At 43.8% G+C, this 13,642-nt stretch carries 9 protein-coding genes, 1 pseudogene and 1 CRISPR repeat array; of the genes and pseudogenes, 4 read left to right on the top strand and 6 right to left on the bottom strand.

Annotated elements, in window-relative coordinates; all coding sequences use genetic code 11:
- Positions 1–326: a CRISPR direct-repeat array (repeat unit 36 nt; unit sequence GTCAGAAACATTGCCCCGACTTGAGGGGATTGAGAC).
- A 493-nt stretch (positions 327–819) separates the two neighbouring features.
- Together LZ23_RS25295 and LZ23_RS05640 are read left to right on the top strand one after the other, a co-directional pair.
- Positions 820–975 (top strand): PD-(D/E)XK nuclease family transposase, encoded by a 156-nt coding sequence (locus LZ23_RS25295; RefSeq protein WP_198145912.1) that lies wholly within the window; start codon positions 820–822, stop codon positions 973–975.
- 10 nt (positions 976–985) lie between these two features.
- A pseudogene (locus LZ23_RS05640) lies at positions 986–1,690 on the top strand (Rpn family recombination-promoting nuclease/putative transposase); the annotation flags it as partial.
- 270 nt (positions 1,691–1,960) lie between these two features.
- Here the strand turns inward: LZ23_RS05640 and LZ23_RS05635 are convergent.
- The 3 genes from LZ23_RS05635 to LZ23_RS05625 are packed head-to-tail and all read right to left on the bottom strand — an operon-like array spanning position 1,961 to position 6,098.
- Entirely contained in the window at positions 1,961–3,103 is a 1,143-nt protein-coding gene (locus LZ23_RS05635) for a M20/M25/M40 family metallo-hydrolase (protein WP_198145911.1), read from the bottom strand.
- A 16-nt stretch (positions 3,104–3,119) separates the two neighbouring features.
- Complete coding sequence (locus tag LZ23_RS05630) at positions 3,120–4,700, bottom strand: KamA family radical SAM protein (protein ID WP_045212343.1); 1,581 nt, start codon at positions 4,698–4,700, stop codon at positions 3,120–3,122.
- A gap of 3 nt (positions 4,701–4,703) precedes the next feature.
- Positions 4,704–6,098 carry an ATP-grasp domain-containing protein gene (locus tag LZ23_RS05625; RefSeq protein WP_045212341.1) on the bottom strand — a complete coding sequence of 465 codons (1,395 nt, stop codon included), beginning with the start codon at positions 6,096–6,098 and terminating at the stop codon, positions 4,704–4,706.
- 719 nt (positions 6,099–6,817) lie between these two features.
- On the opposite strand from LZ23_RS05625, the gene LZ23_RS05620 reads away from it, so the two are divergent.
- Positions 6,818–7,936, top strand: a complete 1,119-nt coding sequence (locus LZ23_RS05620) for a KamA family radical SAM protein (protein ID WP_045212339.1) — start codon at positions 6,818–6,820, stop codon at positions 7,934–7,936.
- Positions 7,937–8,367: 431 nt separating this feature from the next.
- Here LZ23_RS05620 and LZ23_RS05615 read toward each other — a convergent pair whose 3' ends face one another.
- From LZ23_RS05615 to LZ23_RS05605, 3 genes are all read right to left on the bottom strand, one after another.
- Complete coding sequence (locus LZ23_RS05615; protein ID WP_045212337.1) at positions 8,368–9,261, bottom strand: DsbA family protein; 894 nt, start codon at positions 9,259–9,261, stop codon at positions 8,368–8,370.
- A 427-nt stretch (positions 9,262–9,688) separates the two neighbouring features.
- Positions 9,689–9,943, bottom strand: a complete 255-nt coding sequence (gene rbp / locus LZ23_RS05610; RefSeq protein WP_045212335.1) for an RNA-binding regulator — start codon at positions 9,941–9,943, stop codon at positions 9,689–9,691.
- A 451-nt stretch (positions 9,944–10,394) separates the two neighbouring features.
- On the bottom strand, positions 10,395–12,869 hold the full coding sequence (locus tag LZ23_RS05605) for a heavy metal translocating P-type ATPase (RefSeq protein ID WP_045212334.1): 2,475 nt from the start codon (positions 12,867–12,869) through the stop codon (positions 10,395–10,397).
- 176 nt (positions 12,870–13,045) lie between these two features.
- Between LZ23_RS05605 and pyrR the strand changes: the two genes are divergently transcribed.
- Complete coding sequence (pyrR, locus tag LZ23_RS05600; RefSeq protein WP_045212332.1) at positions 13,046–13,588, top strand: bifunctional pyr operon transcriptional regulator/uracil phosphoribosyltransferase PyrR; 543 nt, start codon at positions 13,046–13,048, stop codon at positions 13,586–13,588.
- Positions 13,589–13,642 lie beyond the last annotated feature (54 nt).

Below are 13,642 nucleotides of genomic sequence, written 5' to 3'. Positions count from 1 at the left end.
GTCAGAAACATTGCCCCGACTTGAGGGGATTGAGACGTGATACCAGCCTCTCTTTAGCCTTGCCTTCTTCTTCGTCAGAAACATTGCCCCGACTTGAGGGGATTGAGACATGGGCTGAGAGACGCCAATTTGATGTTCTAACTGTGTCAGAAACATTGCCCCGACTTGAGGGGATTGAGACGGAGTCCTGTGGGAATCCTAAGGACGTCCTAAGCTGGTCAGAAACATTGCCCCGACTTGAGGGGATTGAGACTCATGGTGAGTGACCCCCTTGTTAAAAGTTAAAAAAAGTCAGAAACATTGCCCCGACTTGAGGGGATTGTTGAAGAAGGAGCCAGGGGACAGGAATCAGGGATCAGCAAAAAAAAGAGATGCTTGACCTCTATCCACAAGTATATTGATTGAACTATTGTACATGCTGACATTGATCAAAAAAATCCAGACAGGAATAGATATACCGCAAGCAAACTGCTTAGTGCTTTACATGTGGCACTGGAGTTGGCTCTTCTTGGACCTTCTTGCCCCAAAAAGTAAATCATTTTAACAGAAACATGCTCAAATGGATTCCGGATTGCCTGCCCCCTGCTTTCATGTAAAAGGGGCCGAACCTGTGAGTAACTCTCATCAATAATCCAACACCATCTCTCCTTCCCTGATTATCTTCATTCAATCCCCCCCAGATCCCAAAACCCTCACTTCCCCAATACTCATTATCGACAGGGCTAAAATGTTGACTTTATTGTGTTGAACCAAGTAAACAGTAAGCAGGATGTTTGGCAGTTTTAAATTGACGGCCCTATTTGCAATGAGGAATTTTTTATGACGTATTTAAAAGATCGGTATGTGAACTTTTTTACTGACTATGGGTTCAAGAGGCTTTTTGGTGAAGAACATAATAAGGATTTACTGCGGGACTTCTTAAACGAGCTGCTCAAGGATGAACAAGGTGCAATCGTTGATTTGACTTTTTTTTAAGGACAAGCATCTCGGTGCCACAGGTCTTGACCGCAAGGATATTTTTGATCTGTACTGTGAAAATGAGCGCGGCGAAAAATTTATTGTGGAACTGCAAAAGGCCAAACATAATTTTTTCAAGGACCGCAGCATGTTTTACGCTTCTTTTCCCATCCAGCATCAGGCGCAGCGCGGAGACTGGAACTTTGAACTCAAGGCCGTGTACACCATTGGCATTCTTGATTTTATTTTTGACGAGGACAAGAATGATCCGGACAAGTACCGGTACTATATCAAACACCAGAACATTGTCACCAACAAGGTATTCTGCGAAGAACTGACCTTAATCTATATAGCTTTGCCCAAGTTCCGCAAAAATCTTGATCAGTTGGAAACGAGGCTTGATAAATGGCTTTATGCCATCAAGCATCTTGACCGGTTAGACAGGGTTCCTGACGCATTAATGGAACAAATTTTTGAAAAATTTTTCCAGGTGGCTGAAATCGCCAACTTCAGCCGAGATGAGGTTCTGAAATATGAGGGCAGCCTTAAATATTATCGGGATTTGAAAAATGTAATAGATACGGCATGGGAAGAAGGCTGGAAAGAAGGACGCGAAGAAAGACGTAAAGAGGCTTTAAACATGGCGAAAAACCTTCTCGATATTCTGGACGATGAGACCATTGCTTTGAAAACCGGTCTTACCGTTGAAGAAGTTGCTGCTTTGCGCGATTAAGTGCTTCTAAGCGCTGCACCCGGGCGGCCCGGGACCGAACTTGTGAGTAACTTGCACCACTCGTTCCCAGGCTCCAGCCTGGGGAAGTCTTGTTCTTGCGGCTCCAGCCGCTTCTTTGAAATGTGGCTGGAGCCTGGGAACAAGAAAAAACCTGGATTCCGGCTTTCGCCGGAATGACGACAAAGAGTAATAGTTTGCTTTAACCGTCACCCCGGACTTGATCCGGGGTCCAGTCTTTTTGAAGTTACTTGTAAGCGCTAAACAGATACATCAAAAATTTAAGTCAAGGAGTGATCCGGCCAGCAACAAAGTCCTTTGCCCCATAGTCTCCTTGATGATATATTCTTTATCACTGTGATCAAGGTCACCGCATGGTCCAAGACCGTCAAGCACGGGAATGGACATTGCAGCTATAAAATTGGCATCTGATACCCCACCCCTGGTCTCGCTGCCAATGGGCAAACTGTATTTTTCAGCAACTTTCTTGACAAGCACATATAAAGCTTCATTGAGGATGTTGAGTTTCATGGGAGGCCTGTTAGAGACAATATTGTACTTTCCAGTCACACCATGCACCACACTTTGTTCGCAAATCTTATCCACTGCTTCAATAATCTGTTGCTCATCCTGTGGTTTGGCATAACGAATATCTATTAGAAGTTCAGCTTTTTCAGCTATAGCATTGGGAACCATCCCCCCATGCGCTGCTCCCACATTAATTAGAATATCAGGAGGAGAGTTCAAATTCTCCAGTGCGATAATCTTATGAGCTGCCTCAAGCAAGGCGCTTGGCTTGTCAATCCCGGCAGCCCCGGCATGACCGGCTTGCCCGGACAAAACCACTTTAAGACCGATTTTTCCTTTGCGGGCAACAACCACCTCAGACCCAAGGCCTCCACCTTCCAACACAAAAGCAGCCTTACAATCAACAGCTTCCTTTTCAATAATTGCTTTTGAGTAAGGCGATCCAATCTCTTCGTCAGAATTAAAAAAAATTTTAACCGGGATATCCTTTAAAAGCCCCATATCTGAAAGTGCTTTAAGAGCAAAAATCCCAACAACCAGACCTCCCTTCATATCCATGACTCCAGGTCCATAGGCATGGACATCATCTTCCCTGTAAAAATTGAACGGGGAGTCAAAAGGAAATACAGTATCCATATGCCCCACAAGCAAAAAGTGCGGTGCTTCTAAAGCTTTGTCCGTCCAGGCGCTAAGCATGTTGCCACATCCCTGCATGGGCAAAATTTCTGTATTTAAAGAAATACCTGCAAGAATCTTTTCAAGTAAGTCAGCCATGCGGTCAATACCGGACTTGTTGCCAGTACCGCTTTGAATCAGCACCAGTTTTTCCAGCAAAGAGAACATTTCATCCTGTAAACCCTGGATATGGGCAGTCAGATTATTATCCATAAGAACATCCCGAGCATTACTCATTATTTTTTTTCTTAAAATAAGATTCAAAAGCAAATCGCTCATCAGCATACATTTCCGGATCTGCATCAGGATAAAGCACTTCCTCTCCACTCCACGGTTTTTTAAGCAAAACCTCATTATCCTTTCTGTCCACCACATTGGATCGATGCAAAGGAATTTTACCTCCTGCAGTGGCAATATATCTTGGTATGGCATCTCCGGATATATTTCCATACATACTTTCCACTATATCACGGCCCTTTTCCACAGGAACGCGCAGGTGCGTAAACTGAGGATTGCGATAACTGCAGTTAAAGATATAGTAAGGTCTTACATATGCTTCATGTATTGTTTCACACAACTTCCACATCTTGACCTTTGTATCATTGATACCTTTAAGAAGCACAGCCTGGTTCATAACAGCACTGACACATTTGGAAATCTGCTTGAAAGCTTCTTTTGATACTGGAGTTATTTCCTGAGCAGTGTTGATCTGAGTCACTACCCTGACCGGTTTTTTATCATTGCTTTCAGTTAAAATATCCAAAAGTTCCTGGTTTATTCTCTGGGGAGTGGTCACAGGAATCCTGGTACCAAGACGCTTCATTTTGACATGTTCCATATCGTCCAGTTCTCTTAGAATTTTCCTCAGCATATCATTGGGAAGCATAAAGCTGTCACCGCCGGTAATGAGTACATCCCTGATTCTGGTGTCTGATCTGATATAGTCCAGTGCTTCCTGATAGGCATCACGGCTGTAAATGCGGTCTTTTTTTCCAATATGGGCAATTCGCAAACAATGAGTACAATACATGGCGCACATATTTGTTGCTTTTATAGTCACAACTCTAGGGTAGAACTGATCAATAAGCCTTGCAGGTGAATGATCGGCTGCTACAGGAGGAATCTCAATGCCTGCATTGTCCACCATTTCTCCGGTAGGCACAGACTGTAACAGGACCGGATCATTAATGGTCTCGGGTATAATAAGACCAGCATAATAAGGGGTTAATCTCATGCGGTAGTCAGCAGTAACACGGCTGACTTCCTGCATGGCTCTGGCAGAAAGATTTAAAATTTTGCCCAGGGTATCTAAGGATTCGATTGCATAACGTAATTGCCCGGAAAAAGAATTCCAGTCTTCATCAGACATACTCAAAATCTTTCTGATGCGAGAGTGATTTTCCTGGATTCTATCCCAAAGTTCTATTCCACTGGGTGCAATCTCATCTTTCTGCTTAAGATATGAACTGACTCTGGCACCAGCATCCTCCACTATGGTCAATGCCTTATCCACCCTGCCGCCAATGCTGACCTGATGCTCATCAATATCCTGATGTTTTACAGCCAGTTCCATCAGTTCCTGACGGGATATATCAGATGCAAGCGGACTCAATCCGGCTGCATTTCTTATCTTTAACAGCAGCTTGAACAATTTGACAATATTGCCAGTCAAATTTTCCTGTTTGCTTCGTTCCAATAAAACTGCGATCTTGTTTTTACTTTCTAAATCAATACTTCCACTGTCTGATCCGGAAAATAAATGATCTATCAACTCCTTAGTGTAATTATCCAGCAAGTTTAATGTACCCATAATTTATTCCATATTGGTTATAGATTCTTCCAGCATTTGCCTGCCAAACTTGATTTCCCTGTCTAATATCTCCCTGCTTCTGGAAACCGCCACAACTCGCCCCAGAAAGGTTCCAGGCTTTATGGAGCAGCCATGTCCAACATGTTCCAGGATTATCATTTTATGCTCAATACCATTTCTCTTAACCTGACGGAAAAGCTCACGTTCGTCTTCCTCGAGAGGCAGAAAATGTTTGGTAACAACCTCTCTGTCCACCTTGAAGTTATATGTCCTCCAATTCAAGTCTGAAATAGCATCGGATATTTCTACTTTATTGGATGGAAGCCTGTTTTCTGTAACAGCATAATATTCCAGTTCCATCAGTGAAGGAGCATCCTCAGGCAGCAGGTTTTCCAAGGTACAGCACATTTCCATAGTGGTTCCCTGTTTGCGGGCATTGACTTCCACAAAAAAGATATTGCCCTGTTTGTCCACTATATAGTCACACCCGAATATCCCCCTGTACCCGCTTCTCCCCAGAACTTTTCCCACCATGCGGGTATGTTCCTTAATCTCCAGCTGCTCTTTGTAGGACAAAACAGATGGAAAAGTGGAACCACGAAACATGTTGCCGCCCTCTATCTCCTGATCTGCAATGGCTGCAATAAAGACATCATCTTCATTACCCACCACCCCAAGAACAGTTGGGTCATGCACATGGGGCACATAACGGCTTAAGAAATAAGTGGCCTGAGGAAGAGGCAGTCTTTGAGCAAGATCTTCCATGCTATTGACAATAAAGCTGTTGGTTCCGGCTGCGGAATAGGGTTGAGATACAAAAACTCCGTCTGGCCAGTTGGTCAGACTTTCTTCTATGTTTTTAAGCATTTCATTGACTCCGCCGGATATTTTATAGTCAATGACGGGCACAACGTCCTTAAGCATTTGAAGCTGGTAGAGTTTGTTATTCCACATGCCGGCCACCTGGCCATTGGGGCCCAGCAAGGTAACCCCGGGCATTCTGGTAAATGTCAATTCCGGCAATGATTCAAAAACATGAACATACAGATTGCCCTGCCTTTTGATAAGCATGCGTACCAATTGCAAAACTGTCATGGAATAGGAAACCACACCGGCAAAATCGCCCGGGGACATACGGCAGCTGAACTTACGGCTTGTCTGGTGGTAAAGATTGCGGGCCAGAGGATTGATGATTAATATATTGCGATGCGGGTAGGATTCCATTACATCTGGAAGAATGGAAATGTAATCAAATTTTTTATTGTGTATTTTTGAAAGATTCTCCTTGACGAACTCATTGAGTCCATCAGTCTTGAGTTCTCCAATATAAAGAAAATAATCAGTGCCATCTTCAAGCTTTACATCAGAAAACAATACATCATCTTCATCGGAAAACATCACTTACCCCCGGAATTAAAATATCAGAGTCAAAGCCTTCATGCAGCATTAACGTTCAAGCCTTAAGTTTTGGTTTGTCAAAAATACTGTTCTTCGGTGTTTCCAGTGTTTTCTGCTCAGCTTTACTCCACCTTGAACAACTGACAAAAGAACTGATAAATTAATTTTCTACAGGTACACAGGAAAGTCAATGAAATAACTGTGAGTGGTTGCACTCCAGGTAGCCTTGGCGTGGCTTTTTTTCCAGCTCATTATCTCTGCCTGCACTGCGAAATAAAAGCTCAGCGAATATTTGTAACTCACCGCTCCAATCCTGTAACAAAAAACAAAAAAGTTTATATCAGTTTTATTAACCCTGACACATGGGGGTAATAGCCAGGCTCATAACTCTTCTGCCTTCAGCCTTCAGCCTTCAGCCTGAAAAGTACAGTTCTTGCCACAAATTAGCGATCCTTGTTAAATTTGGGTTGTGTGCACATATCGTATCAGCAATATCTCCAAACCATGCATGCCTTTCCTGTAATTTGACAATATCTAATAATCAGTTATAGTATTACCTATGAGTTAGTTTTCATCCATTTTATCAGCAAATACCATCATACAGTTAAGGGGTGTTCATCCTTTAACTCCCGTGTCCCCCTCTTCAGCCATTGCCTGATCTAAGCAAATCCCAGGCTGCTTACACTTTGTTGCAAATATATTTTTATCAAGGAGGAATAATGCGAGCACCAGATTATATTAATGATATCAAAAAAGTAAGTGGAATGTCACCCCAGGAACTTGAAAATCTCAAACCAGTTATGGATAAATTTGAATTCAGGTCCAATGATTACTACCTCTCACTCATCGACTGGAATGATCCATCTGATCCCATCAGAAGAATCATAATCCCATGTCAGGAAGAAATGGATCAGTGGGGTAAGCTGGACCCTTCCAACGAAAAAAAATATTCAGTTTTGCCCGGTCTTCAGCATAAATACAGAAGTACAGCAGTTTTTCTGGCCAGTGACGCTTGTGGTGGCTATTGCAGGTATTGTTTCAGAAAAAGGCTGTTCATCTACCCGGAACAAAGAGAAACCCTGACAGATTTTGAAGCTGCCTTTAATTATGTCCGTGAGCATAAAGAAATCAACAATGTACTGATTACAGGCGGAGATGGTCTCATGCTTTCTTCAGGCAAACTGGAAAACCTGATCAGCAACCTTAGAACTATAGAGCATGTCAAAATCATTCGCATTGGCACTAAACTACTTTCATACAACCCATATCGGGTCATCAATGATCCTGGACTGCTTGATCTGGTCAGGAAGTACAGCAGGCCCGACAGAAGAATTTATTTCATGCTCCACTTTTCCCACCCCAATGAAATCACTGAGGTCAGCTTAGACGCCTGTGACAGGCTGATTAAGGCTGGAGCTGTTTTGTGCAATCAGACGCCGATTCTAAGAGGTGTTAATGATGACCCCAAAGTAATGGGTGAGTTGTTCAACCAAATATCATACATGGGTATTGCCCCGTATTATGTTTTCCTGTGCAGACCAACTGTGGGCAATCTTACATTTGCTGTCCCGGTTGAGGAAGCTTTCCATATTTTTCAGACTGCTCGCGGCATGTGCTCAGGCCTGGGCAAAAGAGCCAAACTGACCATGTCTCACGCGGATGGAAAAATTGAAGTCGTTGCCATGACCGATGATAATATAATATTTCGCATTCACAGGGCAGCAGACCCGTATGACAGTGGAAAGATCTTTATCTGCAAACGAAACTCCAAGGCCTATTGGTTTGATGACTACCAGGAAATATTAGAAGTTATTCATCACCAGAAACTGGAGTATTAATGCGGGCTTTTCCTGCAACCTGCCACATTTTGACGATTTTGCTCATGATTGATGCACATTTGCCAGAAAAGTTCCGTCAAAGATGAGAGCTTTACGCCTGGCACAGCTTCCTGCCCGGAGGCTTACAGCCCGGAGGGGGACTGTCCCTCGCTGTGTAAATTTTATCATTAAAGCAAATTTCTTCCAGGAACCAATGCAGTATCAATCTTTTTTATAGTACCTCGCGGGGACTGTCCCAATTTCCAAATACGGGACTGTTCTTCAATGTGGAGGCGGCTTCCAGCCGCCTGGAATTAAATAGCCTGCAGGATGCAGGCTCCACTTTAAAGACAGTTACTCACAAGTTCGGTCCCGGTCCGCCCAGGTGAAGCGCTTCTAAGATGAACAGCAGGGAGCAGTCACAATTGCCCCCTGCTGATAAATTTGCAACCTTATTTTTTATCCAGAAGCTTATCAATCCTGTCCCGGTTAAATCCACTTACCATAACCCTGTCAACAATAATCAGGGGTGTTCCAGTAAGTCCCATGTCCCGCATTACACTCATTTCCTCGGCAAGCTTGTTTTGGTGTTTGCTTTGCAGATATTCAAAAACATCTTCAGGAGAATCATCAAAAACCTGGAATTGTTCATTAAAAATATCAATAACGGAATGGTCAGCATTGCCTGAAAGCTGACCCCTGTCTATTGTGTAGGCGAATTCCACAACATCCTGAAAATTATCCTCACCCTTGTGCTCCATCATCAGCAATGTCAGGGCGACTGCTCCTGAAGTAGGGCTGATGGGAAAATGAGCTATTTTAAACTTATTAATCCTGCCTTTCTGCTCAATAAGGTAATCATACGCATGCCTGCAGTATGGGCAGAAAGGATCGCTCAAAAAAAGCACATCTATCTCACCCTGACCCTGGAAAAGGACATCCCCTACTTCCATCTCCCTGTCCAGCCTGTTAAGCTCATCCATGGCTTCCTGATGGACTGATGAACCAGTTGCCAGGTCTACAAGAGCACCATCTAACTGAATGGCACCGGTACTGTCTACAATCAGAGTAACATTTTGTTTCATGCCGGATGCTTCATCCTGCAGAGCAACTTTGATGGCATACAGTTCAATATTATGTCCGCTCAAGGTCACCTCAAAAGGAACCTTTTTTTCAATCTCAATACTCTCTGCAGATAGTGAGTCCGCGTTGCCTCCCTGCGCTGCCATTAGAGATTGAAAGCGTTTCAAGACATTGTCCATCAATGCGTCCTGATTTAGCCCTGCCCATGACAGGCAAGGCATTGCAAGCACGCAGAACAGGACAAAAACTGATAATTTTTTCATACTTTCTCCATTTTGTAACAGATTATCCTTTCATTTGCCGCCTGCCTTGTTAAACAAACGTAGTTTCCGTCGCAGACGGGTTTAACTGGGTTACCCTGCAAATGAGAAAACTTCTTTCTTCCATTGCGCCCTCAGCCTGCCCGGTTAAACAACGCTGCAAACGTTCCTGCGCAGCAGGGTTTAACTGGGCGTCTTGAGCTCATCCGGTTGAATAGACCTTCGGTCTAAGGCAAAGCCGTATTAAACTGGGTAAATCTTCGAACGGGCGGTTAAAATCTCTTTTTTAGGTTGCGGGTACAGCCCGCGTTAGACCTGCTGATTTTTTGTATTTTGTATGCCTGACATGGATCACTTTAGTGTCAAAAATAAAAAAGCCCAGCTTCGTATAAACAAAGTGGGCTTTAGATTTTCGATTCTTAACTAAAAATTAGAATCTGGAATCTCTTTTTGGCTTGGCAACATTCACCTTGATACTGCGTCCATCCAAGTCAGATCCGTTTAATGCTTCAATAGCCTCTTCTGAGCCATTCTCCATTTCAACGAACCCAAAACCGCGGGAACGACCGGTTTCACGATCTTCAATAATCTTGGCTGAAGTAACTTCACCATACTGAGCAAAAAGGTCTTTAAGCTGGGTCTCAGTTGTGCTCCACGGCAGATTGCCAACATACAGATTGGTCATAAGAAAAAAACTCCTGAAAAAAAGTAGAAAACCACCAACCCAGGCTGCTACGTTCCAGCCCGTCACTCAAGTTGATGAGTTGTGATTCAAAGAAAATATTCTATCACAAGATAAAAAGCAAGATATTTTTTTACCAAAATTATAATTTGTTTCACTCGATGTTCCTTTGGCAAACTCTTTTGCCTAAAGACTCAACTTAATCAACCTGGAAACATAAACAACCATGGATCAGTCAATGATAATCATGAACATAAACACCGTTATCTAACTGAAGTTGGGGATATCACATATTTTTTAACCCTTTCAGGATCATCCGGCCTGGTAACAAGACTTACTCCTGCAAGCAGCATTACATTTACTGCCAGGCAGTATATCCCTTCATGCACTGGCAGAGGTTTAATTTCAGGGAAAATCAGGAATTTTCCAAGCAGTGGAGACTTTTTGATAGTAATTATTTGGGTTTGTAGAACCTCAGCCGTAAAGCATTGGTTACAACTGAAACTGAACTCATGGCCATGGCTGCACCTGCAAACATGGGGCTTAAGGTTGGCCCTCCAAAAAGTTTCAGTAAACCAGCTGCCACCGGCAAGCCGCAAACATTATAGATAAATGCCCAAAACAGGTTCTGCCTGATATTTCTTACAGTTGCCCTGCTCAAATCCAGCGCGGTTAAAACGCCTGTAAGATCACCGCGCATAAGCACCACATCGCCGGACTCTATGGCCACGTCAATGCCGGTACCCATGGAAATGCCTACGTCAGCCACAGTTAGAGCCGGGGCATCATTTATGCCATCACCAACCATTGCTACCTTATATCCCTGCTGCTGGTAAGCCTGGACCTCACTGGCCTTGTTTTCAGGCAGAACCTGGGCCCTGACATCATCAATACCGGCTTTTTTGGCAATGGCTTCAGCAGTGACAGCATTGTCTCCGGTGAGCATGACCACCTTGATTCCAGCTGACTTTAACTTTTGAATAACCTCGGGGGCCTCTGGCCTTATTTCATCCGCCACACCGAGAGCCATGACTATTTTCTCATCAAGAGAAACCAGCAATGGTGTTTTACCCTGGGCACTCAGGGTCTTTCTGGTTTCCTCAAGGAAAGACAACCTGAGAACCTCAGGCATCAGCTCTTCAAATAAACCAAAGCTGCCCACAATTATTTTACGATTATTAATCCTGGCACTGACCCCTTTCCCTGGAATGGATTGAAAATTGTCCGGTTCAATACCTTCTCCTTGAATCTCATCCTTCAGGCTTTCCACTACAGCTTTAGCCAATGGATGCTCAGACTGATCCTCCACAGCGAACAGGTATCTGAGCAGTTCATCCCGGTTTTCTTTTTCATCTACCAAAATGGTATCAGTTAAAGAAGGCTTGCCCTTAGTCAAGGTCCCGGTTTTATCAAATATTACCACTTGCACACTTTTAGCTGCTTCAAGCACTTCACCGCCTTTAATCAGAACTCCAAGTTGTGCGCCTCTTCCTGTACCCACCATTATTGCTGTTGGAGTGGCCAGTCCCAGTGCACAAGGACAAGCGATAACAAGAACAGCAATAAAAATCCTGAGAGCAAAAGTAAACTCTGCCTGACCGATAAACAGCCATGCAAGTCCTGAAACAAATGCCAGGATGATGACCACCGGAACAAAGTACAGGCTGACACGATCCACCATGGAGGCGATGGGAGCCTTAGATCCTTGAGCATCTTCAATCATCTTAATTATTCTGGCCAGGGCGGTTTCAGAACCTACATTCTCCGCTTTAAACCTGATATTGCCGTTAGTATTCAAGGTGCCACCGTATACCCGGTCTCCCTCTTCCTTGGTCTTGGGTATACTTTCTCCTGTGAGCATGGACTCATCCACAGCCGAACTGCCCCGTACCACAATACCGTCTACAGGTATTCTTTCCCCGGGGCGAACCACCAAAACCTGCCCTTTCTGTATATCTTCTACATTGATAGTTATCTGCTCACCGTTTTCCAGCACCACAGCTTTATCAGGCCGTAGTTTGATGAGTTGTCTTATAGCATCGGATGTTTTGGTTTTGGCCTTTTGTTCAAGGTATTTACCAAGGGAAACCATGGCAATAATGACAGCAGCGGATTCATAATACAGATCCATGGCTCTTTGGTGCGGCATGTGACCCAGAAATATTTCCACAAGATTCCATGTACTGTAGACCAGAGCTGCTCCAGTGCCTATGGCTATCAATGAGTCCATATTGGGAGCACCGTGTATGAGATTTCTGAATCCATACCTGTAGAAATGCCTTCCAGACCAGACAATGGGCAGAGTAAGAAAGAGTTGTGCCAGGGCAAAGTTAAGCGGATTGGCATGGTGACTTATTATTCCAGGTAATGGTATGCCCACCATTTCTCCCATGGAAACCACCATCAGGGGTATGGCAAAAGCCATGGCAAGAATAGCCTTGGAGCGCATTTCATTAAGCCGAACAGATTGATCCTCCTGATAGTCAGGCGATTCATCTTTCATAACATCTATTGGATAACCGGCCTTCTCAGAGGCCTGGGCTATCGATTTCATATTTGCCCGGGAGGTGATCTTCACCGTAGCTGTTTCACCTGCAAGATTTACAAAAGCCTCACGCACACCGGGCTGTTTTTTCAGAAGATTTTCAACTCTTGCCACGCAGGCAGCGCAGGTCATGCCTTTAACTTTTAAACGAACAGTCCGGACATCATCTTCCTGAAGCGTGGCTTCATAGCCAGCTTTCTGAACAGCACCAAGAATTTCTTCAGTATTCAATTCCTGACCGGCCTCAACATGTAAAACTTCCGTAGCCTGATTAATTGATGCTTTTTCTACACCATCAACCCAGGCAGCCGCCCTTTCTACTCTTGCGGCACAAGCTGAACAAGTCATGCCTTTAATTTTGAACTTGTATGTCTGATTGTTCATAAGCCACCTTTAAAAAATATTGTTGCAAGTAAGGACAATCCCTTTTACTATCTATGTTTAATAATTTGGTTCCTGCACATCACTGGTTGTCTTGTTTTCCATGATAACAGATAACTATCCTGCGGGCTCAGGCCTCATTAAGTTTTTACAGAAAAGATATCACTGGAGAAAAGATTATGAAAGAGCGAATTATTCTCAACACAGATGAAATAAAAAAAACCTTGGAACGTATGACTTTTGAAATACTCGAAAAGGTTGATAATTGCAATGATCTTGCCCTGATAGGGATCCAGAGAAGAGGAGTGGACCTTGCTGCAAGGATAAAGGACATAATTAAAAGGAGAACCGGGTACGATACAAGACTGGGTAAACTGGATATCAACCTTTACCGGGATGACTGGACCAACCTTTCTTCCACTCCCACTATAAACAGCACTGAGATTACCTTTTCTATCACAGGAAAGACTCTGATTCTTGTTGATGACGTTCTGTTCACCGGCAGAACCATCAGAAGCGCCTTGGAGGCCCTGCTGGATTTTGGCAGGCCGAAAAATATCAAGCTCCTGGTTCTTATTGATCGGGGGCACAGGGAGCTGCCCATTCATGCCGACTTTGTGGGAAAAAAAGTCAATACGTCTCTTTCTGAAAAGGTGGACGTTCTGACTCAGGAAAGAGATAGTATTGATGAAGTTCTTCTGCTTGAAGCAGAAGATGAATAATGCCTACAAGCAGGCTGAAGACTAAAGGCTAAAGACTGAAGGCTGAAGATTCAG

The sequence above is a fragment of the Desulfonatronovibrio magnus genome, from assembly GCF_000934755.1.
Classification (GTDB): Bacteria; Desulfobacterota; Desulfovibrionia; order Desulfovibrionales; family Desulfonatronovibrionaceae; genus Desulfonatronovibrio; species Desulfonatronovibrio magnus.
The sequence above is the reverse complement of the archived record's forward strand: the minus strand, read 5'-3'. Positions and strand labels throughout refer to the sequence as shown.